Here is a 24,754-nt window from a genome sequence, read left to right as displayed (position 1 = left end):
CTTCTGTCAGACCCAAAAAACCGTCGTTTCCGCCAGGATACCCACAGAGCACAAGAGCGGGTAGCCCAGAGCCATGGAGGGCACGCTTCGACTTATCCATGCGATTTGGGCTCGGCTAAGGACAGCTTGATCGACGGTTTTTACAACTTGGCGGAAGCATCTTTATATTCAAGTTTTAAACAGCCTGCTGATACGAAAACGGCAAGCGTCTTGGGACTAAAGCGTCCGGGCGCAGCAAGATTTTCGATAAGTGCAAAACATGAATTATCAAGTTACTGAGGGTGTAATTGAAAATCGTCAAACCAGGGCACATCAAGGTGTTATGCATGCTCATGCTGCTGTCGGCAGGCTTTACCGTGCTTGCTGCCGCTAAGTCTTTCGAAATTCAGGAGCTGGAGTTCAAAAACTCCCAGGTCTCCGACATCATCCGGGTTCTGTCAGAGGATGCCAATGTCAATATCGTCGCTACCCCGGAAGCCGGCAAAAAGAATGTGACGATTTTTCTAAAAAAGGTCTCCCTGGAAGACGCGATCCGCACCATTTGCCGCATCAGTGATCTTTGGTATCGGCGTGATGACGGCGATGCCGGCACCTTCAGGCTGATGACCAAGGAAGAGTACGGTAAAGACCTGGTGATGGGCCAAGACGACAATGTGCGGGTGTTTCAGTTGCGCAACCCCAATGTCATTGCGGTGGCTATGGCTATTGAAAGTCTTTACGGCAACCGTGTCCGCGTATCGTACGGCAGCGCCATGATGTTGAGCGGCATGGGCGGCATGGGCAGTATGAACGGACGGGGCGGCAACAGCCGTGGCGGCGGTTTCGGCAATAACCGGGGCATGGGCAGTACCGGCTTTGGTGGCGGTATGGGTGGTTTTGGCGGCGGCATGGGCGGCGGTTTTCAAGGCGGTTTCGGTGGTAGCAGCGCTGGCAATATGTATGGCGGGCGTAACAACCGCTTTTCCGGCGGCATGGGAAGTCAAGGCGCTGCCGGTGGTCGCTACGGCAACTTGCAACAAGGTTTCCGTGAAGAAGTACCCAAGGATTTAAGCGTCGAACAACTCGCAGAACTTGGTGCCGATGGCAAACGCGTCGATCCTGGCGAACTGTCCGAGGTGTCCGGCATCAATAAAATTATATTCGTCACTATCAACGCCGAACATAACCAGTTGATCGTCAAGACCAGCGACAATGCAATTCTCAAATCCATTTCCAGTCTGGTCGAACAACTCGACAAGCCGCAAAACCAGGTGATGCTGGAAATGAAGATCATTGACGTCAAGGTTGGCGAAGATTTTAGTTCCCTGTTCAACTTCGAGATCAAAAATACCAAGATTCAAGGTGACAGCCTCAACCCCTTGATCATGGGCGGCGCGGCCGCCATGACCGGCGGCGGCAGCTTTGTTTACGAATTTCTCAGCGACAAAATCAAGGCCAATATCGAATTTCTGGAAAAGAACAATCGCGTCAACGTGGTTTCCAACCCCATGCTGGTGGCCTCCAATCATCGCCCGGCCAACCTGTTCGTCGGCGAGGAACGCATCATGGTGCGCGGTTATTCCATCGACAATATCGATAACCTCAACACCACCCGCACCATCACCACCCCGGAAACCGAGCTGGAAGAAATTGGCACTACCCTGGAAGTCACCCCGCACATCAACGCCGATGGCACTATTCACATTCAGCTTAGACAAGAAAACTCTACCCTTAACGAAGGCGCGGCCTCGATTCCAGTGACCAATAACACCAGCGGTGAAGTCGTGGATTTACCGGTGGACACCATTACCACCGCCCGTATGGAAGGCGAAATCTTCGCTCGGCACGGCTACACCGTCGCTGTGGGTGGTTTGATTCGCGACAGCTTTTCCCGCAACCGCCGCAAAGTGCCTTATTTGGCCGATATTCCGGTGCTCGGCCAGGTATTTAGACAGACCGTCGACGCCGACAGCAAATCGGAAATGGTGCTGTTGATTACCCCCTATGTGCTGAACCAAGGCAACGACAGCCACCAAGAATACGATCCCACAGACAAATACCACCGCTACGCACCGGATACCGCCATGCAGGCCAAGCCGGTGCCCAAACCGGAAAATCCCGACGAACCGGTGTGCGGCGAGTTTTGCGCGCCGCCGCGCCTGAGGGAGTCGGACCAGTGAGCCGCAACATTTTTAATACACTCCGCGCATTCCCCCACAAGGGCTCGGTAAGCAGAGTCGGCAGTCTGGCGCTGGCCGCAATACTCTGTTCCGCTTGCCAGCCGAACCATATGGGCCTGGATACGCCGGCCGATATTGCTACCGAAAACTGTTACGCCTACCGCTACGGCGACAAGTTGCGCAAGATCAATTTTGCCCAAGCTTTCGATTGGTGCCATCGCGCCGCCGACTCGGGCGACGCCAACAGTCAGGCCCTGTTGGGCGAACTGTATTACCTGGGACTGGGCGGCCCGCAAGACATGACTCTGGCGGCCCGCTGGTTCGAAGCCGCCGCCCGCCAGGGCCATGCGCATGCGCAATACATGCTGTACCGGGTTCACGCCACCAGTCCCAATCTGGAACAACAGGAAAAAGCCGACTACTGGCTGAATCAGGCCCGCCACAGTGGCTACAAACTGGCCTTGCCGGCGCAATGAACACCTCGCTTGAATTGAACAAGGAGACAAATAAATGACGAACAACCTTCACGACACGCAAGCCGAACCCGTCAAAAGCAAGCTGATGGAATTGCTCGATGAAGTATTAGAGCACGACGGCTTTGGCGAAATTCGGGTCGAGGTAAAAATCCTCAAACGTCGGCAAAAAGAAGTGATTTTGCACTGCGGTAAACAATACCGCTTTGTGGTGGACAGCGGCTTACCGGGCCAAGCCTGATACTTGCGGTTGGCACGGTCCGTGTGAAAGTGCGGGAGAGTGGGAATAAGGCCGCTTTAGCCTTATTAATTCCCCTCTTTGGCAAAGAGGGGCGCCAGGGGAGATTTTCTAAATAATCCCCCATCTTTTTCTGCCCAGTGAGGACGAGGAAGACAAAGAATTCAGGACTAATCCGCGCACGGACGCGCATAACTAAACGAGTGTGATGGGGTCACATCAAAAAACCAAAAAAATAAGATGACCAACAGGCTGCGTGAGGCAGTTGCGGCATTTACATTTGAGAAAAACAGTATGAAAGCTAAACAACTAAAAAAACTACAACACAGACAAGCGGGTTTCACCTTGCTGGAACTGTTGGTCGTTATCACCCTGATCGCTACCTTAGCGACTGCGGCGTTGGTGGCGTATGAAGGGATTGGCGAAAATGCTGAGGCTTCGGCGGAGTCCAATAATGTAACTACGCTGGACGGCGCAATTCGCAATTTCCGTGCAGTGACCGGTAGTTATCCTGATCAATGGGATTCATTGGTTCTAGACACCTCCGCAGCTTCCCCCGCTTCGGCAAACATTGCCACAGAAACACAAAATATTATCGTTGGATTGGATCTTTCGGGCGTGACTCCGAGCACTGAAATTCGTGCTGCTTTGGACGATGTGGGTATTGAAGAGTTGCAGTATGCAAACGGTACGCTGTCAGCCACTGTACCACCCAACCTAGCACATAACGAAGGCGCCAACGGTACTCAAGCACCTCAGTATGAGGTAAAAGATTCTGACGCCAGTGCTGCCAATGACGTACGGTATATCTCGATTCTGCCAATGGGTACTTCTTGCAACATTGCTGGTGGTGCTGCAGGCAGCTGGGATGACTCACTCAACGCCAAAAATTACCCTGATGCTCAAGCAAAGGCTTTCCAAAGCATCATCAACGACGAACTTGGCGAAGCTGGCAATGGCAATGGTTGTAACCTGATAGCTGCTTTCGGTTTTGGTCATGACGCAGCTCACAGCACCACCGAGTCCTCTGTTGCGATTGCACAGGCACCGACGTTCACCAGCGCTAATATTAACCCCGCGCGTAACTATGCTCGTTATATTGGTCTGTTCCTGATCGGTAGTGATGACGGTACAGCTGCAAATACTGCCAACACTATTACAGCGGCCGAAATTCGTGCTAAAGCCAAGCTGATTGGTGTAATTTCGCCAGAAGGAAGAGTCATCGACCAAGCTCTTAGCGTCGCTAAGCAAGCTAACTAATGCTCGTTGGTTCCCACGGTACGCCGTGGGAACCTTTTTCGTCTATTCCGCTAGTTTTTTCAGTAAGAGACTAGTGGAATCCGCGAATCAAAGAAGCTCCCAGGCCATTGAATCGACTTAACCACCTCGGCACAATTGCCGATTGAACACCCCATACAACTTTTTCATGAAACAGGCCAATCAGCGTGTTGCGGCATATTGCAGTCTTTTCCTAATGGCGTTATTGCCGATTGTCACGTTGTTTGCGCCGTGGACACTACTACCCGTGTTTTCATTTCATTCAGAATGGCTAGCCATGTTTACCGGCTTAGTAGCTTGCCTAGCAGCAGTTCCTTTGCTGATAAATGCCGAACCCATTGCTATTCCGAAAGTAATCGGCCTACCGTTGTTTCTCCTGGCCTACATTGGTTTTCAGAATGCTTTGCTACCTCAAGTTGTCGACCAACATGCGCAAATGGCAATGCTATATCTGTTATGGGCTGCAATACTCTTGATGGTCGTCAATCTACTTAAAAGGCACTTAGGTTTATATCGCGTTAGTGTCGGAATGGCGATTGGATTGACTTTGGCCGCAGCGTTGGCTGGTAGCCGAGAGTTTTATATGCGTCTACACGGTGAATTTGGCAATTGGGGAGGAATGGCGCAAGCGAATAATTATGGCGATTTATTAATGTTGGGGGTGGTTGCCTTGTTTTACTGGCACCACAATATTGCAAGCACCCGCCGCCCTTGCTTATGGATTTTGGCTTTCGCAATTTTACTAGGTTTGAGTTTGACTCCCTCACGTGGGGTTTGGCTCTATTGGAGCGCGGTTTTATTGCTTGCATGGTTTTACCAAAGAGCTTGGTTGCGAGACCTGCTTATAGGGTTTATGGGCTATTTGGCTCTGCTGGGGCTTTGGGGGCTCGATTTCTTGCCTCAACATCAGTCAGCTATCGAGAGGTTTGTGCAAGAAATCGGCGGAGCGCCCTTACGCTTGCACATTTGGGCCGTAGCATGGCAACTGTTTATGCAAAATCCCCTGCTGGGTAACGGTTTCGGTCAGTTTGACTGGGCTTACTTTCAGCATGGTCAACACATTCCAGAATTGAGCAGCCGCATAGAACACGCTCACAATCTCATTTTGCATTTTTTAGCGGAATTGGGCCTTTTGCCGACATTAATTTTGACTGTCTGCATAATCAGGTGGCTGAAACCCTTGGTGAGTCTTCAAGGCAACAGGGCAACCGATAATGTCTCCGAAACAAACCATGACTATTTGAAAGGCAGCTCGGTCTCCGAGTCGTCACCTTTACGAGCCTGGTTGTTGATGTCGATTGCGGTAGTGGGCATACACAGTATGCTGGAATATCCCTTGTGGTACACCGAGTTTTTAGGTATTGCTTCTATGTTCTTGGCTTTGGGCGAAACGCGATCTTGGATTGTGCCAATACCAAAAGCCACTTGGTTTGTCATTTCTGGAATTTTGGTAGTCAGCCTAGTAACCGCTGTGCGCTATGAGCGGCAATACACACGTATGGAGCTGGCATTGTTGGCTGCGACCGTGCAACCCACGCAACAGCGTTATGACAAGCTGATAAGCGAGTGTCGCGATATACCGGAAAATACGCGTCTGTTACTCCCTTACGTGCCTGTGATCTTTACTCTGGCGGCAAATGCTGTCGAAAATCCCCTGCGAGCCGAATTAGCCACTCTGACCACAGAGGCATACAAGTTCTGGCCTGTTGATAAATTGGCTTATCGTGAAGCCTTAATGCAAGCACTAAACGGCAATGAGTCGGAAGCCATTGTCACCCTAAGATTGGCGATGGCAGCTTATCCAAAATCGATTGCAAGTTTTCGAACTGAATTGGAACGGCTAAATCCGGCGGACCGGCAAAAAGTGGAGTTGCTTCGGCAAATGCTGGCGCCTGGGGTGCAAGCCAGCTTGCAGAATCAAGGTCACGCCGAATTCATAAATTGAATCGCGTTAATCTGTTTCTCAAGGTCTCCGTGGGGGAATCTGGACGCAGGGCTGCTTATTGTGTGTGTTCCAACGCTGGAGCGTTGGAACGAGGTATGGCCAGGTTTTTAATTTTCACAAGCAAGTAAATGAGGTGTTTATTGTTTGTTCTTTCCAGGATGTTGCAGCCTGTCGCGGCAAGCGACGTTACCGTGCGTTCCAAGTCCATAAAAATACGGCCGCAAGCCGGCTTTACGCTGCTGGAATTATTGGTAGTCATTGCGCTGATAGCGGTGCTGGCCGGCACGGCGTTGCTGGCTTATGAAGGCGTGCAGGATCAAGGCCGCCAAGACGCCACGCGCTTTGAAATGGCGGAAATCCGTAACGCTTTGTTGCAGTTTCGGCGCGATAGCGGCAGTAACGATTTGCCGGGGCAGGGTGTTTACGTCTGCGAGGACCCGGCAAACCCCGGCAAAATCAACCCGGATTTGCTCAATCTACCCGCCGAAGCGGGCAACACCGACGCTGCAAAACTGGCTTGGTGCGAATCCCCGGCCAATTTCTGGATGTTGTTTGCCGATCCCTTGGGCAACGGCTGGAATCCGGACACGCACCGTGGTTGGAACGGCCCGTATTTGCAACGTAAAAGCGGTCTGATGAGTTATGCGGGAGTCGATAATTTGTGGGTGATCACCGATGCTTATCACGCCACCTATCTGCTGCTGGATTTGGATGATCCGGTGAAAGCCCGTCTGGTCAGCATTGGCCCGGATAAAACCGACAATAACCCAACGCCCGGTTCCTGCCAGATCGCCGGCAGTGGCGACGATACCGTCTTGTGTTTGTTGAGATGAACTTATTGATCGAAATCGCCAAAAACGCCAAAGCGCCGGCTATCACGCTCCGCTTATCCAGCCTACATGCTACGAGTTCGACACGTCGAAGATCCCTGCGCGGCTTTACCCTGCTGGAAATGCTGCTGGTGATTTTTTTGATGGCGCTGGTGGCGTCCACCGGATTGATGTTGACCGAGGGTGTGGAAGATCAAGCCAAATACGATGAAACCAAGCGCCGCATGGAGTTAATCCGCAAAGCCATCGTCGGCGATCCGGCCCGCACAGTGAACGGCGCCCCGGAGCTTAGCGGCTTTGTGGCGGATATGGGGCGCTTGCCCTTGTGTTTGGCGGAGTTATTGACTTTGGGTGATGAGGTGCTTCCTGTCACCGTTCCGAAAACTTTCGAATCGCCGTGCGACGACACCGTCATCGTTAGCGAGTGGAATCTGGATTCGGATACCGGTGTCGGCATCGGCTGGCGTGGGCCGTATTTACAGGTTCTTCCGGAATCCGGAGGCGGGCTACGTTTTAGAGATGGCTACGGTAACGAAAGCGCGAACGCGGCTAATGATGCGCTGAATTCAGGATGGGATTACAGCGTAAACGGAACGACAAGCAGTTTAAGCAGTGAGGGCATGGATTTGACGGTGGCAACCGATGACGTGGCAGCACCGCAGTTGATTGTCAGCGCCGATTGGCAAGTGCAACTGCCGGCGGCAGTGAGTGTGACGTTTGAGAATCAAAGCGGTAATCCTATACCTGCGGTGGGTGCTAGCAACCTAAATCTTCAACTCCTGGTCTACTTGTCTGATCTGACAAGTGCCATTAAAGGTGACGACGGTACTGCTGAACTACTTGCTTTAAGACCTACAGAGCCAGTTTTAGCTAACAGTAGGAAATCAGTCAATTTCATTCTCGATACTACTCCAACTATTGCCATCGGCATCCGCGCATATTCGATTGTTTGTTACGAAGCTCCGCCTGCGGACCCAGACGATTTTGTGATTTTCGACGGCGATTGCGATAAAGGCGCACCCAATCCTAACCCGAAGCCAGATATCACCAACATTCGCAGTTTCAGCGTCTTACCTCGCCAGACATTGAATTTGGCGCTGAATTGGATCATTCCATGAGTCCACTTTGTCCGAATCGTTCTCACGATGCTTTCCCACTGTGGCTCTTCGCTGCCATTAAGCCAAGGAAAAAGCTCCTTCTCCCTCCGGGAGAAGGTTGGGATGAGGGAGTCAAAATACCGCTTTTTCCCTTATTTATTCCCCTCACCCTAACCCTCTCCCAGGGGGAGAGGGAATCAACCGCTCTTAACTTAATGTTAGTGACCGATGACCGTGTGAACGAGAAGCGGCGGAGCCGAAAAATCACATTCCGGAAACCGCTTAAAAATCCCTTTAACCCAAGTATCCATGAAATTTAATCGTTTTCTCCCCTTCGCTACCCCGTCGCAGTTATTGGTCTGCGAGACCGACGGCTTTTCGTTGCGCGCCGCCGTGCTGCGCCGCTCCGATCAGGACATGGAACTGCTGTATCAGGCTAAAACCGAACAGGTGGATATGGCCGAAGGCCTGGGCGATGTGCTGACAGCGCTGAAAAACCAGGGTTGGCAGGGTGGCGGTTCCGCGATTTTGTTGTCGCCGGCGGTGTTTTCCACATTGGTGGAGTTACCGGTCAATCCTCGCAAACCCCGGCCTTTATTGCAGATGTTGGAACTGGCGCGCTGGGAAGCCGAGCCGCTGTTGCTGCAGCACGTTACCCGCTGGTCGGTAGGTCATTTATTGGTAGGCCAGGGTTATATGACCGAAGAACAGGCCAAGGCGGTGATGGATTTGCAGCAAGGCAAATCCAGGGCCGGTGGCGGTTTGGCGTTGGCTGAGCAGTTTTCCTTGCGGCGATTCGGCGATCTGGCAGTGGAGTTGGGCTACATCAAGCGCAGTCAGCTCAATGCGTGCTTGACCGGGCAGGAATGGCTGAAAGCCGCTGACGAAGCCATCGAAGTCGGCTGGGCGGCGCAGAGCGCGGTGGAAGATATACCCGGCACTTTCAATTGGCTGATTAGTTGCGTGCATCAAAGTTTGTTGCAGCGCTGGTCGGACGCTTTCGCGCGGCAGGGTTTGAAGTTGCGAACCATGTATCCCTTGACCGGTTGCAGCGCGGCCTTACTGCCCCCGACAGAAACCCACGCGGTGCTGCTGGAAACTCAACCCGGTTTGGGGTTTAGCACGCGGATAGCCGCTGGCGGGATTACGGCCTTGCGCCACTATTTGAATCTGCACAAAGCGCCGCTGGATATTTGTCTGGAAAGCTATCACGCACTGCATGCGCCGCCGCGCGAGCCAGTCTGGCTGGCCAGTTGGCCGCCAGCACCGGAGCTGGCGGAAAATCTGGAACACATGCTGGAACTGGAGTTGCACCCGCTAACCCATGCTGTGGTGGGGGATAAGGTCTCGCCTGGGATGGCCGGGGCGGCTTATCACGCACTGGGCTTGGCCGAGGACGAGCGTTGCGTCGGTGTGCGATTAGGCGGCCCGTTGCCGGCGCTGCGCGATCGCTTGGAGGTGCGAGCAGCGGCGCTGGTACTGGTGTTATTGGTGTTGGTCGGTGTGGCCGAATTGTCCTTGTGGGCGCGCAGAAGCAGTGTCGACAGTTACAAGCAACAGGTAGACGCCAGCTGGCAGAGTATCGACGAGGCGATTAAACGCATCACCGCCCGAACCGCTGAAATCGGCCAGATCAAGGACAAGATCAAGAGCTTGCGAACCGAGCAGTCGCGTCTGGAAAATCTGGCCCGCTTTTACGACGAAGATATTCCGGAGCGCATGGACTTGGTGAAAGGTGTGTTGGGTATGCTGCAAACGCTGGTTGACAATGAGGTGGTCATCGAGCGCTTGGATGAGCCGGACAAGTCGGCATTAAAGCCGGCGGCGAGTCCGGGAGCGAATTCGACACTGCCGCCCAGCCCGATCAACGATAAGCGCATCGAAGCGGAAAACCTGGTGCTGGAGGCCTGGGCGCTCAGCGATAGTGCCGCGCAGACCTTTATCAAACGGGTGGGAGATGCCGCCGCCCGCTGGGATCTGCATGTTCGTGAGCCCAAAGTGACGTTCGGCAAAGGCCCTCTGAGCAGTAACGGTTTTATTATTTCCTTGCGGCTGGTCAAATTGGCCGAGCCGGACGGCAAAATCATTCGTTTATCCAATCCAAACCCACATGAAACTATCCCCTTTGAGTAATCGCGAACAATGGTTGTCGGCCCTGGCTATCGGCGTGATCGTCATCGGCGGATACGCATGGCTACGCTGGGTGCCGGCCAATCGTGAAATCGGCCAGTTGCAGCAAACGGCGGAAGCCACCGACAAACGCGTGCATACTGCGGAGATTCCGGAGGAGCCGGATGAGGACATCGAGCGTTTGAAGAGCCAATTAGCCGAACAAGAGCGTGTGCTCGCGGCCGTCAAGGATCAGTCGGATAGTGTGGAAAAACACCTGGCTCCGGACGACTCGCAGTTCCTGGTCGTGAATATTTCCAAAGTGGCGCGCGATGCGCAGATTCATGTGCGCGCCAATGAGGTTTTCAAGGCTGCGGTAAACAGCAATGCCGCAGCGGTTCCTGCGGCCCCGGCAGTCGGTAAGAAAAACCGGAAAAACAAACCGGCGACCATGACGCCGGCGGCTCCGGCCGTGTCCGCGACTGCCGTGATTCCGCCGTTGAGTGCCGGTTGGGTTGCGCGCATGTCGCCGGGTTCGTTGTTGGAAAGGCCGCTGCGGCGCCTGGAGGTGGAGGGCTCCTACCTGGCTTTGAACCGCTTCATTCACGATTTGGACCGGCTGCCGTTTCAAGTGGCGGTGCTGCGTATCAGTGTCGAGCGCATGCCGGTGTTGGCGATGCCGGGTTATCCGCAATCCCTGCTGGCCGAAGTAATTTTGGCGCTGTAAGCGTATGGCTATCAATGACGAACATCTCTTGGACGCCGGTGTGCGATGCGGCTTGGTGGAGGCCGCGCAACTGGAACGCCTGCGCCTGGAAGCCCGTCGGCAACGCTTAAGTCTGCTGGCTATGGTTCAGGCTCATTATCGCTTTCCCTTATCGGCGTTGCACCGGGCGGTGGCCGAGCAATACGGCATGCCGTATGTCGATCTGGATACTTTACAGGTGGAAAACACCTTGTTAAAAAAAATTCCGCCCAGTCTGGTGCAACGCAAGTTGCTGTTGCCGGTTAGTGATGGCGAACAGGTCTTATTGATCTGCGGCGATCCGGGCGACCGGGCCGGGATCGATTCGGTGCAACGCTTATTGGGTCAGGTATTGCCGCTGGCAATGGCCGATCTGGCTTTGCTGCAGTTGAAGGTTAAGCAGGCATTGGCCGGAAAGTCGGCGCCGGATCAAAGCGGCGCGGTGACGGCGGAAACCGATACCGATTTGGTGGCGCTGCTGGATGGCATTATCCGCGAAGCCTATTTTTATCGGGCCTCGGATATTCACCTACTGCCGGATGCGCAGGGTCTGCGGGTCCGCTTGCGGGTGGACGGCAAATTGCGCGATTTTCCCTTGGTTGCCAACTCCGGCGCGGCTGCCGCTTTGGTATCGCGAGTCAAGGTGCTGGCTGGCTTGGACATCGCTGAACAGCGCATGCCGCAGGACGGCGGTTTTTCTTATCATTTGCCGAGGCCCATCGACAAGGGCTTTAATATCCGGGTGGCAACTGCGCCAACCCGGCTTGGCGAGCGTATTACCCTGCGGCTGCTCGGCCAAGAGGCGTTTGGTTTGACGCTGGCCGATCTGGGCATGATGGATGAAGACTTACAGCAGTTTCGCAAGGTGATTCACCGTCCCTACGGCATGGTGCTGTTGACCGGCCCGACCGGAAGCGGCAAATCGACTACCTTGTTCGCCGCGCTGCAGGAAATTAACCGCCCCGACATCAATATCATGACCGTAGAAAACCCGATCGAGTATGTGATGCACGGCGTTTCCCAATTGCAGACCGGACCGAAAGTCAGCTTTGCCGACGCCTTGCGTTCATTTTTGCGACACGATCCGGATGTGCTGATGGTAGGCGAGATCCGTGACCCGGAGACTGCCGATGTGGCGGTAAAAGCGGCGATGACCGGGCATTTGGTGTTTTCTACCTTGCATACCAACAACGCGGTGAGCGCCGTCACCCGCTTGATCGACATCGGTTGCGAACCCTTCCTGATCGGTTCCACGGTGGCGGCGGTCATTGCGCAGCGCTTGGTGCGCCGCTTATGTGGGCATTGTCGCAAACCGCGCTTGGCAACGCCTGCCGAGCAAGCGGAATTGGGTAGAGATGACGATGCTGTGCATATTTATGAACCGGGGGGTTGTGTGATCTGTCAGGGCAGCGGCTTTCGCGGCCGGCTGGGTTTGTTCGAAACCCTGTGGCTGGATGAAGCCCTGGCACGCTTGGTGGCGCGCGGCAGCGACGAGGAAACCTTGGAAGCCAGTGCCGGCGAGCGTTTGAGTTTTATGTGGGAGGACGGTTGCCGGAAAGTGCTGCAGGGTATGACCACGCTGGACGAGTTACGCGATGTGGCGGTCCACAAAACCCGCGGCATGCGCGGAGTAAACTGAGATGGGGGAATTTGTTTACACCGCCCTGGACGAGCGCGGCAACGAGATTGGCGGCAGGCTGCAAGCCGACGATATGGGTAATGCTGCATCGCAATTGCGCCAACGCGGCTTGCGAGTGTTGGCGTTGCGGCAGGGGCGCGGCAGCAGCGGTTTTTTCGGCCAGGCCAATTTCACGGACTGGTTGGCCTCGCAACGTTCGGTAACGAACACGGCGTTGATTTTCTTTTTCCGGCAAATGAGTTTTATGCTGCGTGCGGGCCTACCGGTTGCGCAGGCACTGGAACTGGCCCAAGCGCAATTGACCAATCCGCGCTTGAATTTGACTTTACGACTGATGCTGAAAGACATTCGGGTCGGCCAATCGCTGTCCTCGGCAATGAGTAAGCACAAGGCGGTGTTTCCGGAAATGGCGATCAATTTGGTGGTTGCCGGAGAAACTACAGGCGATTTGGACCAAATCATGGAAAGGTTAGCGATACACCTGGATAAAAAAGCCGCGCTGCGGGCACAGACCATCAACGCGATGATTTATCCGGCGATTGTGCTGCTGGCGGCAATCGGCGTCGGCATTTTCATGGTGGTAAAAATCATCCCCAAATTTAGTAAATTCTTGATGGGCAAAGGGAAGGCCTTGCCACCATCCACCCAGTTGCTGGTGGATGTGTCCGACTCCGTGCGTCAGCATGGCCTGTGGCTGGCTGGCGGTGCGGCGGCTTTGCTGCTGCTGGTCATAGTGATTTATCAAACCCGTAACGGCCGTTTGTGGCTAGACCGGCTGTTGCTGCGGTTGCCGGTGATCGGCTCGTTGCTGGTGACCGGTTCGATGGCACAGATGAACTGGGCGTTGTCGATTCTGCTGCGCAGCGGTGTCACCGTGTTCGAAGCATTGAAAATCACCGCTAATCTGCTGGGCAACCGGGTTTATGTCGATCAGTTGCTGGCCGCGTCCAACCAAATTTTAGAGGGCCGGGATATTGCGCGCAGTATCGATCATCCGCGCATCCCGCCGCTGGTGGTGCAGATGGTCGCCGTGGGCGAGGGTACAGGGGCGCTGGATGAGGTGTTACAGGAACTAGGAGTTTATTACGAAAAGCTGTTGGAAATTGCGATCAAGCGCCTGTCGGCCTTGATCGAGCCGGTGATGATCTTGGTCATAGGCTCGATGGTGGGCTTTGTCTATTATGCGTTTTTTCAAGCCTTATTCTCTTTGGTATCGGGGCAGTAAATGAGTTTGTCAAATTTAATCAAGCCGACTGTCGGCCTTGTTTTGTCAATGACGGCATTAGCCGCACATGCCCTGGAAACACCGGCCACGCCGCTGCCGTCGACTCCCTCGGCGCCAAAGCAGTTGCGCGATCCTTTCACGCCTAGCGAGCTGATGTACGAAACGGCTGGTGCGCAGGGCGGCACAACGGCTGGTGCTTACGGGTTTTTGCCGAATCAAGAAACCATGAAGGTGCCTAACCTCAAACTACGCGGTCTGTTGAATCCGTCCGGCAAGGCGTTTATTGCCCTGTTGGAAGTCAGCGGTGTGGGTACTTTCATGGTTCGCGAGGGTGATGAATTCAATTTCGACCCCTCGCAACCCAAGAACGCAATCCGCGTCAGTAAAATTACCCGCCTCAGCGTGACCGTTGAAACCGGTACGCTAGGTTCGATCAGAGTGTTGCGCTGATCGGTCGGCGATACCGTTTAGTTATTGAGTATGTTTAGGTTGACGGCGATATGCGCCAATTCGGTGGTGGTCTGCACATGCAGTTTTTTCTTGATTTGCGTCGCGTAGTTGGCGATGGTTTTATTGCCCAAACATAGGTGATCGGAAATCTTGGCGACGGTCAGACCTTGGGCTAGTAACCTGAATATATCGAATTCGCGCGGAGAGAAGCCGTCGACTATCGCTTGATGCTCTACATTGCCGCAGGGTGCCTCAGCGGATGTGAGCAGTCCGGGTTCCGCATAGCTTTTGCCGTGCATGATGCTTTCTATCGCTGTCATCAACAAATTTGGTGCCATGTTTTTGGTGATGTAACCTTGCGCACCGGCCTCCAACGCGCGCCGCACGTAAACCTGTTCGTGATAAATGCTGTAAACCAAAATCCGCGCATCGGCATCCCGCGCGACTATCCGCCGAATCGCTTCCAGACCACCGATCCCCGGCATGGATAAATCCATCACCACCAGATCCGGCTGAGAGTCATCGTAACGCTGAATGGCCTGTTCGCCGCGTTCGGCTTCGGCGACGACTTCGACATTGCCGCTAATCGACAATAGCATGCGAAAACCTGCGCGTACCACCGCATGGTCGTCGACTAATAATATTTTTATGGTGTTGCTCATGGAAGCGGTGCAATGAATTGGCGTCATAAATTTCGAAACGGGGCTGTAGAACTGCCTTGATGTTTCGGTCTTAAAGTTGACGGCTATTATCGGGGAGTAAATTCCTGGAGTGACGCGGGAAAAATTCTTTTTATGGGCCGGGAAAATGGCGAAGGGGAGTTGCAACTGACTTTGTCAAAACTATCGCTTCATTTAGGTGATTCGGCGATAGATATGATTAGTTCAATTCTGCCAATAGCTGGCCGATCATGCTGTTGGCCTGGTTTAAGTAGCCTCTGCCAAACAGGTTTAGATGGTTGAGAATGTGGTAAAGGTTGTAAAGGGTCTTGCGGGTTTTGTAGCCACTGTCCAGCGGACATTCGGCTTGATACGCCGCATAAAAATCGCGGCTGAAACCGCCGAATAATTCCGTCATGGCCAGATCCGCTTCGCGGTCGCCGTAATAGCAGGCCGGGTCGAAGATTATCGGTTGCCCTTGCTTATCTGCGGCAGCGTTGCCGCTCCATAAATCGCCGTGTAGTAAGGATGGATGCGGGCGGTAGTCGCTGAAAAAATCGCGAATTCTTTCCAGCAGTTTTTCCCCTTGAGTTTGCAGTGAGCCGCGATAACCATTGGCGGCGGCAAACTGCAATTGCTTGCCCAGGCGTTGCTGCTGCCAAAAACTTACCCAATCTTCGTGTCTGGCGTTGTGCTGTGGCGTGGAGCCTATGGTGTTATCGATGGGCCAGCCGAAATAGGCTTGCGGGCTTTGGTGCAGTGCGGCGAGTTGTTGGCCGAATAAGCTGGCGCTGCGGTTCTGTAACGAGCCTAATTCGATAAATTCCAATACTAGATAAGCGTGTTGTTGAAACTCACCAAAGCAAATCACTTTTGGTACGCGCACCGCGCCTATGCCTGCCAACTCGCGTAAACCGGCCGCTTCGGCAACAAACATAGCCGCCAAGTCCGCGCGGTTTAATTTGATAAACCAGTCGATGTTTGCGGCTTGCAGTCGGTAGGCGCTATTAATGTCGCCACCACCGACGCTGCTCAGGCGGTGGTTATGTAAAGATTGGCCGGTTTGGGTTTGAAGATGGCTAACTAATGGTTGCAGCGCGGCCATGATGCGTTAATCGGCTACTTTGCCCAACTATCGCGCAAGGTCACGGTGCGGTTAAACACCAGTTTTTCCGGCGTGCTGTCGGCGTAGTCCAGGCAAAAATAGCCGGTGCGCTCGAACTGATAACGAGTATCCGGTGTGGCGTTGACTAAACTGGCTTCCACTCGGCAATTGCTCAACAGTTCCAGCGAATTGGGATTGATGCCGTCCAGGAAGTTATCCAATGTGTCGGGGTTGGGGTGGCTGAACAAGCGGTCGTATAACCGCAGTTCGGCGGGCAGGGCGTGTTGCTCGGATACCCAATGAATCACGCCTTTCACTTTGCGTCCTTCAGGGTTTTTGCCCAAGGTGGCCGGGTCGTAGCTGCAACGCAGTTCTATAACAATACCGGCAGCGTCTTTAATGACTTCGTCGCATTTAATGACATAGGAACCGCGCAGTCTGACTTCGCCACCTGCGACCAGGCGTTTGAAGTCTTTGGGCGGGTTTTCCATAAAATCGTCTTGTTCAATCAGAATGGTTTTGGAAAAGCTGACTTCGCGGCTGCCCATTTCCGGTTTCTGCGGATGGTTGGCGATTTGATAGGTTTCGGTTTTGCCGTCTTCCCAATTGGTGATCACCACTTTTAAGGGTCTTAAAACAGCCATCGCTCTGGGCGCGCGTTCATTTAAATCTTCCCGGATGCAGTTTTCCAGTACACCCATTTCGATCCAGGAATCGTTTTTGGTAACGCCTATCCGTTCGCAGAAATCCCGGATCGCTTCCGGGGTAAAGCCGGCCCGGCGTAGGCCGGAAATGGTCGGCATGCGTGGGTCGTCCCAGCCGTTGACGTGTTTTTCGGTGACCAATTGCAACAGTTTGCGCTTGCTGACGATGGTGTATTCCAATTGCAGGCGCGCGAATTCAATTTGTTGCGGATGGCAAGGGGTTTGCAATTTGTCCAGTACCCAGTCGTAGAGTGGGCGGTGATCTTCGAACTCCAAGGTACAGATCGAGTGCGTGATGCCTTCCAATGCGTCGGAAATGCAATGGGTGTAGTCGTACATGGGGTACAGACACCAGGCGTCACCGGTGCGTTGATGATGCACGCGGCGGATGCGGTAAATGGTCGGGTCGCGCATATTAATGTTAGGCGAGGCCATATCGATTTTGGCGCGCAACACATACTGGCCGTCAGCGAATTCGCCGGCACGCATGCGAGTAAACAAATCCAGGTTTTCGTCGATGGAACGGCTGCGGTCCGGGCTTTCCTTGCCGGGTTCGGTCAAGGTGCCGCGGTCGGCGCGCATTTGCTCCGGCGTGGAACTGTCGACATAAGCGTCGCCTTGTTTAATCAACTGCACCGCGTATTCGTAAAGCTGTTCGAAGTAATCCGAGGCGTGATACTTGCCGGCCCACTTAAACCCTAACCATTGCACATCGCGTTCGATGGCTTCCATGTATTCGACGCTTTCTTTTTCCGGGTTAGTGTCGTCGAAGCGCAAATTGCAAGTGCCGTTGTTTTCGGCTGCCAGCGTGAAATTCAGGCAAATCGATTTGGCGTGGCCGATGTGCAGATAACCATTGGGTTCGGGAGGAAAGCGGGTGGCGACTTTGCCGTTGTTTTTGTTGGCGGCCAGATCGGCGGCAATGATGTGTCTGATAAAGTTGGATGAAACTGGGCTATCGGAAGCTGACATGTTCGAGTAAATGGCTGTGGTTATTTATGAGGTGGGCGGCGAATATCGGGTCAGTCGCCATTTTAACGAGTTTGGTCGGAATTCGTAAAGGCGGCATCTTTTGTCGGTTTTGCCTTTCAATTGACCAAAAATTCAGTGTAACTAACTGTATTAAATGATTTTTACTAAATTATTAGCACTCTTGTTGATCGAGTGCTAGAATTTGGTCATCGTTAATTTATTCCACCGGAAACGAGGGTGATATGAACAACAGCTTGGCTTTACCGATCAATTTATCGGTTGGGACGTTTGACTCTTATTTAAGTTTAGTCGCCCAAATGCCCAAACTCAGCGTCGAGCAAGAGCAGGACTTGGCGTTGCGTTACCGAGATGAAGGCGATCTGAACGCCGCGCGCGAGCTGGTGATGTCTAATCTGCGTTTTGTGGCGCATGTGGCCAGAGGATATGCTGGTTACGGCTTGCCATTGGCGGACATTGTGCAGGAAGGCAACATCGGCTTGATGAAAGCGGTAAAACGTTTCGACCCGGACATGGGCGTGCGTCTGGTGTCTTTTGCCGTACATTGGATCAAAGCTGAAATCCACGAATATGTGATCAAAAACTGGCGCATTGTCAAAGTCGCTACCACTAAGGCGCAGCGCAAACTGTTTTTTAATCTGCGTAAATTTAAAAAAGACTTGAGCTACCTGTCGCAAGACGATGCGGAAGCGATTGCGGAAAATCTGGATGTCGATGTTAAAACCGTTTACGAAATGGAACGGCGGTTGGACGGTCGCGATGTAGGGCTTGAGCCGAGTGGCGACGACAGCGAAGATCATGTGCAAGCGCCTATCGCTTATCTGGAACAACACGGTGCCGATCCGGCTTTATTGTTGGAAAACAGCGACTGGGAAGACCGTAAGGAAGAATTACTGATGGATGCCATGGCCGGTTTGGACGACAGAAGTCGCGATATTCTGGCTAGCCGCTGGCTGGTTGAAGAAAAAGCCACGCTGCACGAATTGGCGGATCGTTATCAAGTCTCAGCCGAGCGTATCAGGCAGTTGGAACAAAATGCCATGAAAAAGCTGAAAGCAGCGGTGAGCTTGGCGGCGTAAAAAAATGTTTGGCATTTCTGAAAAAATCAGTATAATGCTGCTTTCTTTGCCGGGGTGGTGAAACTGGTAGACGCGCCGGATTCAAAATCCGGTTCCGAAAGGAGTGTCGGTTCGATTCCGACCCTCGGTACCATCTACCTTTTATGGTAGTCAAAGAAATTTTAAAAACCCGCTAAGCCGCAAGGCTTAGCGGGTTTTTTATTTTTGGCGTCTTATATTTCGTCAAAACCCCCTCCATCCAAGAGGTACTGGCATGCCAGCTCCCAAATCTAAACACATCGATCCCACCCGCAAAATATCGACCTTGAAGGCGCTTTGGCCGTTTATTCGTCCCTATCGAGGCCGTATGTTTCTGGCTTTTTGCCTTTTGTGCCTCGGCTCGGCAACAATTTTGTTAGTGCCTTTGGCATTCCGCGACCTGATCGATTTTGGTTTTGGGCAGCGACAGGCTGAGCAAGGCGGTTTGTTGGGTTCGCTGAGCATGGATGGCCACTTTCTTGCTCTATTTGGCTTAGCCTGCCTGTGGGCTGTGACTATAGCCGCACGCTATTACACGGTCAGTTGGGTTGGCGAACGGGTGACGGCGGATTTGCGCAGCGCGGTTTACGAGCGGGTGTTGGCCCAGTCGCCGCAGTTCTTCGAAACCTTGCAAACCGGGGAAGTGTTGTCCCGACTGACAGGCGATACCACGCTGATCCAGACCGTGGTAGGTAGTTCGATATCCATGGGTCTGCGCAGTTTATTCCAGTTTGTCGGCGGCATGATCATGCTGGCGGTGACCAGCTTGCATCTGTTCTCGCTGATATTGGGGTTGATGATCTTGCTGACTTTACCGATATTGGCAATGGGTCGGAAAGTTAAAAAGCTGTCGCGGGAATCGCAGGATAAGATTGCCGATGCCTCGGCGTTAGCCGGCGAGATCCTCAATGCTGTACCTACCGTCCAAGCATATAATCAGGAGCGCCGCGAAGCGAACCGCTTTAAAGAGCGCGCCGAAATCAGTTTTCTCACCGCTGTCCGCCGCAGCCGCTTTCGCTCCGCATTGACGGTGATTGTCATCACCGCCGTGATGGGTTCCATTATTTTCGTGTTGTGGATAGGCGCCAATCAGGTAAACGCCGGTATTATGACCGGTGGGCAACTGGCTTCGTTCGTACTCTATGCCACGCTGGTGTCCAGTGGGGTCAGTACCATAGCCGAAGTCTGGGGCGATGTGATGCGGGCAACCGGCGCAACCGGACGCTTGCTGGAACTGCTGCATGCCGAGCCGGCGATAGTCGATACCTTGACTCCCCAGTCATTGGTGGGCGGCGCCAAAGCGGCGATTCAATTTCAGCAAGTCAGCTTCAGTTACCCGTCACGCTTACAAATCTCCGCGCTAGATAGTATTGATTTAAGCATTGCCGTAGGGGAGAGCGTCGCCTTTATCGGTCCGTCCGGTGCCGGCAAGACCACACTGTTTCAATTATTATTGCGTTTTTACGATGTCACCCACGGCACCATCCGCCTAAACGGTCAGGATATTCGTCACCTATCCTTGCAGGAATTGCGTGGCAAAATTGCCATCGTGCCGCAAGACGCTGTGATTTTCTCGACCTCCGCATTGGAGAATATTCGTTACGGCAGGCCCGACGCCAGCGACGAGGAAGTTATCGCGGCCGCGCAATTGGCCCAGGTGGGGGAATTCATCGACCGCTTGCCTGACGGTTACCAAACCTTTCTCGGCGAGCGCGGTACGCGCCTGTCCGGCGGCCAACGCCAGCGTATCGCCATCGCCCGGGCTATTCTGAAAAACGCCCCCCTGTTGTTACTGGACGAGGCTACCAGCGCCCTGGATGCGGAGTCAGAAGTATTGGTGCAACAGGGTTTGAATGCGGCGATGCGAGGACGCACCACCTTGATTATCGCGCACCGCTTAGCAACCGTGAATAAAGTCAGCCGCATCGTGGTGTTGGATCAGGGACGCATCGTCGAAATCGGCTCGCCAGAGGATTTACGAAAACAAAGCGGACTGTATGCCAGATTGGCAAACTTACAGTTTGACGTGCAATAAGCTCGGATAGCGCCGCAACCTGACGCGACCGAGTAGCTGGCTTGTCCGTGAGGCGCAAGACGTATTGAGATAAACTCCGCTTTTTCAATTTATACTGTCGGCGGAGAATGGATTCTATCTTCCCAGTTACCGCCGCCCGCCAAGTCCAGCCATGCACGACAAAATATTCAAATTCATTCAAGACGATATTTGGCTGCTGCACGAGCAAGATCTGCCTTATCTCCAAGAAAAACTGATCAAGTATTTAAAAATCGTTATTTTGTCCTTGCAAAGTTTCGGTCTCGATCTTTGCCAACTACGTGCCTCCGCGTTAACTTTGTACAGCATCTTGTCGATAGTGCCGGTCATTGCCATGTTGTTTGGCATTGCCAAGGGCTTTGGCTTTGAAACCATGCTGGAGCAAGAACTGTTGCAGCGTATGCCGGAGCGAGATGCGTTGGTGGTGCAACTAATCGGTTTTGCGAAAAACCTGCTGGACAGCACCAAGGGCGAAGTGGTGGCAGGGATAGGTATTGTTGTGCTGTTTTGGACCATCATCAGCTTGATAGGCAATATCGAAGAGTCTTTCAACTACATCTGGAAAATCGGCAAGAGCCGGTCCTTGGGCCGTAAATTTAGCGATTATTTATCTCTGATGCTGTTGGCGCCGGTGTTGCTGATCGCCGCCAGTAGCATCACCGTCTTTGTCAGTACGCAAATTACCTGGTTTATTACCGTCATTCAATTGCCGGCGTTCGCCAGCTGGTTGGTGGTTAAGGCGCTGAGTTTGTCGCCGGTCTTGCTGATGACCGCCTTGTTTTCCTTCACGTTTATTTTTATGCCCAATCAAAAAATAAGCTTTCACGCCGGTATTCTAGCCGGCGTGGTGACAGGGGTTAGCTATCATCTGTTGCAATGGGCGTATTTGAGCTTGCAGATCGGCGTGTCGAGTTATAACGCCATTTACGGTAGTTTTGCAGCGTTACCCTTATTTGTGGTTTGGCTGCAAAGTTGTTGGATGATTGTGTTATTCGGCTGCGAGATGGCGTTTTATACCCAAAACTATCAAACCTATCGCAACAACAACCGCTTTGCGCATTTGAGTTTTGCCATGAAAAAGCTGGTGGCCCTGCAAGTTATGCATCTGATAGTCAAAAATTTTAGTCAATTGCATGCGCCTTTAAGTGCTGCCGAGATTGCCGGTAAGCTGGCTATACCCATTGCGATTGTTCAGGATGTGCTGGCGAAATTATTGCTGAGCCGCCTAATTGCCGTGCTGAAAGAACCTGAAGACAGCGACGAGGTCTATCTGCCAGCCGTAGATATTCATATCCTGACCATCAGCTTTGTGATCAACGCGCTGGAGCAATGCGGGCAAAACCAGTTGCCGGAGGCCAATCAGCAGCCGCTGCTGATCGACGCTGTCGAAAGCTTCAAAAGCATGATAGAAGCATCCGAGCGTAATCAGCTGCTAAAAGACATTTGAAACAGTCGGTGACATCAGTTCTAAAGCGCTAACATCGCAGATTGCGCCTGATTTCAGTTCATTGAAAGCCAGTGCAACATTTGCAGCAAGTTGCAAAGCAAGTGAATCGCTTCTTGGTGCTCAGCGAGCTCGAATTCTGACATAACCCCGAAAGTTAGTTTTTGTGTTTGTAACAGTGCAAAAAAGCTTTTGCATCATTTTTTGATGCTGCATTTTTTGTGGTTCTCGCACCGCTGATATATACCAATAAATAATATTAAGTGGTATAAATATCCGATCAGATCAACAAAGGTTTGCCATGCAAAAAAACACAAGCGTTACACTTGGCACGCACTTCGAGCAGTTCATTGCTCAACAAATTAGCAACGGTCGCTATGGTTCTGCTAGTGAAGCAATCCGGGCAGGCTTACGCCTGCTGGAAGAGAGAGAAGCAAAGCTATCAGCCTTACGTCTTGCGCTTAAGCAAGGTGAAGAAAGCTGAGCGGCTGATTATTCATTGAAAGGTTTACTCGAAGAACTCGACAGTGAAAGTCACCACTGATGCCGGGATTTCTACTTACCAACGCCGCCAAAGCTGATTTAAAGAACATTGGTCGTTATACTCAGTAAACATGGGGCATTGAACAGCGAAACCGTTATTTAACTTTGCTCGATCAAAGCTTTCACGATTTGATGACAAATCCGCTCATTGGGCGAGACTGTAGCGAGATTCTCCCCGGCCATCACAAGCTTCCTGTCGGCAAACACCTTGTGTTTATCGTCAAAAAGAACCCAATCAGATTGAAATTGTCCGTGTTCTTCATTCGCACATGGATAGCGAAACCCATCTAATCGATTAATATAAAAGAAGCGAACTTTGATGCTCGGTTGGGATGACTAAACGGAAATAAAAGACGTTTTTCCGTCTGAACAGGTAAGGAATTTTGCCCATAAAAAAAGCCCCTTTTGTGACAGTGTTTTTTGATACACACCGTTATTTGGGGCTTTAAAATTGAAAAACTTCATGTTTCTCAATAAGTTAAAGAAAGAGTCAATCGAACAATCCTCTGTATGCCATAACTATCAAGGCCTGTAAGAATTGAAATTATAAATATACCGTCAAAAATACCGTCACATGATCAATGTTGCCCCGGATTTTTTCATCTAATTCGCTTCAAGCCTTCCCGTTGATCCCTTAAGTAGGCTCTGGCTCGTTTCAGTACAGCCTGAAATTGCGCCGCTCCAGTGTAAGCATTCATAGACGATGTGGCTTTGCCTTCCGCTGTCCTGGGGCCGGTGGCTTTATCCCATGGTCGCCAGTGCCGTATTGCTTCCGATTGTTTCTTGCGCCGTTCCGCTGTCCAACCGTTCGCCATCGATCACCTCCAATAGTTCGTTTGATTGATTCTTGATTTCTTCCGCGTGCGGAGTCTGAGCCGGTACACCGTTGTTAATCTGCTGCGGGCCGTTCGAGATATTGGCCTGTTTCGCATAGACAACCGGCGGGTTTTTGATATTGCTTAGTGTCTCCAGCGTTTGCCGGCATTGGCTTTGCGCTTTTAATGCCATCCGCATAAACGCTTCATAGTTTTTCAGATATTCCTGATTGATTGCGCGCCGCGATAGATTCACGAAAACGGATTGTAGCGCCTGGGCCTGCCCCATCAGCATTCCTTCGCAGCGTTTCATATCGCCGGCGTTCACTTTCTCGATGCTATCGACCAATTCATCCACCAAGTCATTGATGTCGTGGTCGCCAAACATCTTGGTGTATTCCGTAACCACGGCGGCGGCATTTGCGCTGGGGCGTAAAGCAACCTTCGCCAAAGCTTTTGCAGTGTCTTTGTCTACCGCCGGCGAAGATGCAGCTTTATTAGCCGATTTCTTTTTGGTTGCCATTTGGGTTCCTCTAGTCTGATTTGTCATCGCCTAACCATGCGCCAATGTCGGGCCGCCCGCCTGCCGCTGCCTTTATTGCTGCTGGTTTCCTGCATTTTTAAACGATGGCATATGGTAAATAATAGGTACATCCCGCATAGTGAACACCCAAGGCTATTTTTAGACAAGCTAAGTCATTGATTGTTGGTGTTTTGCGTTCATATTATGAACACCTGTTCACTATACGGCATGACTTGTTCAGCATACGGCATGAAGCGTTCATATGATGAACAAGCAAATCAATTTTGTGGCTGCCAGTTCCGCCACTCATCGGTAGACTTGTGGTCGTTAAACTCGCGGAAAGTCAGCCGCCATTTTCGCGCTAATTGCTTGCTGAAATGGCCTTCCAGCATCAGTTTGATAAAGCCGTGGCTTTCCAGTTCTCTAAAGGCTTCGTGCGCCTTACCCCGGCAACAGCCTATGCGCTTTTGTGCTTCGGAAATGCTGTAGGCGATAGGTTCGTACATTCGCCAATGGGTTTGCATCAGGATCAACAATTTCACCGCATTGCCGCTTAAATCCTGATAAGCGGCAGAACGGATCATATCGACATCTTGGGCGATATAAGCCTTTTTCTTCAGCTTTGCCGCCATG

At 52.4% G+C, this 24,754-nt stretch carries 22 protein-coding genes and 1 tRNA gene; 18 read left to right on the top strand and 5 right to left on the bottom strand.

From position 1 onward, the window contains the following. The first annotated feature begins 287 nt into the window (after positions 1 to 287). The 12 genes from METH11B_RS0104875 (at position 288) to METH11B_RS0104815 (ending at position 14,188) form a co-directional block, all read left to right on the top strand. Positions 288 to 2,159: a type II secretion system protein GspD gene (locus METH11B_RS0104875; RefSeq protein ID WP_155931081.1), complete on the top strand. Its 1,872-nt coding sequence runs from the start codon at positions 288 to 290 to the stop codon at positions 2,157 to 2,159. After that, positions 2,156 to 2,635 carry a tetratricopeptide repeat protein gene (locus tag METH11B_RS0104870; protein ID WP_155931080.1) on the top strand — a complete coding sequence of 160 codons (480 nt, stop codon included), beginning with the start codon at positions 2,156 to 2,158 and terminating at the stop codon, positions 2,633 to 2,635. Before METH11B_RS0104875 ends, METH11B_RS0104870 begins: the two co-directional genes overlap by 4 nt. 34 nt (positions 2,636 to 2,669) lie before the next feature. Further along, a complete protein-coding gene (locus METH11B_RS0104865) occupies positions 2,670 to 2,873 on the top strand; it encodes a hypothetical protein (protein WP_026601058.1) in 204 nt (67 codons plus the stop codon). 291 nt (positions 2,874 to 3,164) lie between these two features. Continuing rightward, the gene (locus METH11B_RS0104860) at positions 3,165 to 4,130 is read left to right on the top strand and encodes a type II secretion system protein (RefSeq protein WP_026601057.1); all 966 of its coding nucleotides are present in this window, start codon (positions 3,165 to 3,167) and stop codon (positions 4,128 to 4,130) included. Positions 4,131 to 4,344: 214 nt separating this feature from the next. Then, a complete protein-coding gene (locus tag METH11B_RS0104855) occupies positions 4,345 to 6,093 on the top strand; it encodes a PglL family O-oligosaccharyltransferase (protein WP_197026929.1) in 1,749 nt (582 codons plus the stop codon). A 128-nt stretch (positions 6,094 to 6,221) separates the two neighbouring features. Continuing rightward, positions 6,222 to 6,926, top strand: a complete 705-nt coding sequence (locus tag METH11B_RS27625) for a type II secretion system protein (RefSeq protein WP_081733753.1) — start codon at positions 6,222 to 6,224, stop codon at positions 6,924 to 6,926. Next, on the top strand, positions 6,923 to 8,041 hold the full coding sequence (locus METH11B_RS0104845; RefSeq protein WP_026601054.1) for a type II secretion system protein: 1,119 nt from the start codon (positions 6,923 to 6,925) through the stop codon (positions 8,039 to 8,041). The genes METH11B_RS27625 and METH11B_RS0104845 overlap by 4 nt, the downstream gene beginning before the upstream one ends. Before the next feature lie 288 nt (positions 8,042 to 8,329). Continuing rightward, positions 8,330 to 10,153: a hypothetical protein gene (locus METH11B_RS0104835; RefSeq protein WP_026601052.1), complete on the top strand. Its 1,824-nt coding sequence runs from the start codon at positions 8,330 to 8,332 to the stop codon at positions 10,151 to 10,153. Further along, the gene (locus METH11B_RS0104830; protein ID WP_026601051.1) at positions 10,131 to 10,856 is read left to right on the top strand and encodes a hypothetical protein; all 726 of its coding nucleotides are present in this window, start codon (positions 10,131 to 10,133) and stop codon (positions 10,854 to 10,856) included. Before METH11B_RS0104835 ends, METH11B_RS0104830 begins: the two co-directional genes overlap by 23 nt. 4 nt (positions 10,857 to 10,860) lie before the next feature. Beyond that, a complete protein-coding gene (locus METH11B_RS0104825) occupies positions 10,861 to 12,513 on the top strand; it encodes a GspE/PulE family protein (protein ID WP_026601050.1) in 1,653 nt (550 codons plus the stop codon). Position 12,514: 1 nt separating this feature from the next. Continuing rightward, the gene (locus tag METH11B_RS0104820) at positions 12,515 to 13,738 is read left to right on the top strand and encodes a type II secretion system F family protein (protein WP_026601049.1); all 1,224 of its coding nucleotides are present in this window, start codon (positions 12,515 to 12,517) and stop codon (positions 13,736 to 13,738) included. Beyond that, positions 13,739 to 14,188: a hypothetical protein gene (locus tag METH11B_RS0104815; protein WP_026601048.1), complete on the top strand. Its 450-nt coding sequence runs from the start codon at positions 13,739 to 13,741 to the stop codon at positions 14,186 to 14,188. Between the two features lie 17 nt (positions 14,189 to 14,205). Here the strand turns inward: METH11B_RS0104815 and METH11B_RS0104810 are convergent, their stop codons facing one another. From METH11B_RS0104810 to METH11B_RS0104800, 3 genes are all read right to left on the bottom strand, one after another. Further along, positions 14,206 to 14,850 (bottom strand): response regulator transcription factor, encoded by a 645-nt coding sequence (locus METH11B_RS0104810; protein WP_026601047.1) that lies wholly within the window; start codon positions 14,848 to 14,850, stop codon positions 14,206 to 14,208. A gap of 217 nt (positions 14,851 to 15,067) precedes the next feature. Beyond that, on the bottom strand, positions 15,068 to 15,952 hold the full coding sequence (locus tag METH11B_RS0104805; RefSeq protein WP_026601046.1) for a fructosamine kinase family protein: 885 nt from the start codon (positions 15,950 to 15,952) through the stop codon (positions 15,068 to 15,070). 14 nt (positions 15,953 to 15,966) lie between these two features. Continuing rightward, on the bottom strand, positions 15,967 to 17,628 hold the full coding sequence (locus METH11B_RS0104800; protein ID WP_026601045.1) for a glutamine--tRNA ligase/YqeY domain fusion protein: 1,662 nt from the start codon (positions 17,626 to 17,628) through the stop codon (positions 15,967 to 15,969). 242 nt (positions 17,629 to 17,870) lie between these two features. Here METH11B_RS0104800 and rpoH point away from each other — a divergent pair, with 242 nt between their 5' ends. From rpoH to METH11B_RS30120, 6 genes are all read left to right on the top strand, one after another. Next, on the top strand, positions 17,871 to 18,725 hold the full coding sequence (gene rpoH, locus METH11B_RS0104795) for an RNA polymerase sigma factor RpoH (RefSeq protein ID WP_026601044.1): 855 nt from the start codon (positions 17,871 to 17,873) through the stop codon (positions 18,723 to 18,725). Positions 18,726 to 18,773: 48 nt separating this feature from the next. Further along, positions 18,774 to 18,858: transfer RNA gene (locus METH11B_RS0104790), tRNA-Leu, on the top strand. A gap of 120 nt (positions 18,859 to 18,978) precedes the next feature. Next, the gene (locus tag METH11B_RS0104785) at positions 18,979 to 20,778 is read left to right on the top strand and encodes an ABC transporter transmembrane domain-containing protein (protein ID WP_026601043.1); all 1,800 of its coding nucleotides are present in this window, start codon (positions 18,979 to 18,981) and stop codon (positions 20,776 to 20,778) included. 151 nt (positions 20,779 to 20,929) lie between these two features. After that, complete coding sequence (locus METH11B_RS0104780; RefSeq protein WP_026601042.1) at positions 20,930 to 22,243, top strand: YihY/virulence factor BrkB family protein; 1,314 nt, start codon at positions 20,930 to 20,932, stop codon at positions 22,241 to 22,243. A gap of 298 nt (positions 22,244 to 22,541) precedes the next feature. Next, on the top strand, positions 22,542 to 22,724 hold the full coding sequence (locus METH11B_RS26190) for a type II toxin-antitoxin system ParD family antitoxin (protein WP_026601041.1): 183 nt from the start codon (positions 22,542 to 22,544) through the stop codon (positions 22,722 to 22,724). Positions 22,725 to 22,915: 191 nt separating this feature from the next. After that, positions 22,916 to 23,074: a hypothetical protein gene (locus METH11B_RS30120; protein ID WP_442919022.1), complete on the top strand. Its 159-nt coding sequence runs from the start codon at positions 22,916 to 22,918 to the stop codon at positions 23,072 to 23,074. A 450-nt stretch (positions 23,075 to 23,524) separates the two neighbouring features. On the opposite strand, the gene METH11B_RS0104770 is transcribed toward METH11B_RS30120, so the two are convergent. Both METH11B_RS0104770 and METH11B_RS0104765 read right to left on the bottom strand, forming a co-directional pair. Further along, positions 23,525 to 24,121, bottom strand: a complete 597-nt coding sequence (locus tag METH11B_RS0104770; protein WP_026601040.1) for a hypothetical protein — start codon at positions 24,119 to 24,121, stop codon at positions 23,525 to 23,527. A 278-nt stretch (positions 24,122 to 24,399) separates the two neighbouring features. Then, positions 24,400 to 24,753 carry a hypothetical protein gene (locus METH11B_RS0104765; protein WP_026601039.1) on the bottom strand — a complete coding sequence of 118 codons (354 nt, stop codon included), beginning with the start codon at positions 24,751 to 24,753 and terminating at the stop codon, positions 24,400 to 24,402. Position 24,754: the final 1 nt, after the last annotated feature.

It is taken from the genome of Methylomonas sp. 11b (assembly GCF_000515215.1).
In the GTDB taxonomy this organism is placed as follows: Bacteria; Pseudomonadota; Gammaproteobacteria; order Methylococcales; family Methylomonadaceae; genus Methylomonas.
Note: the sequence above shows the minus strand (reverse complement) of the source record. Positions and strands in the feature narration are given on the sequence as shown.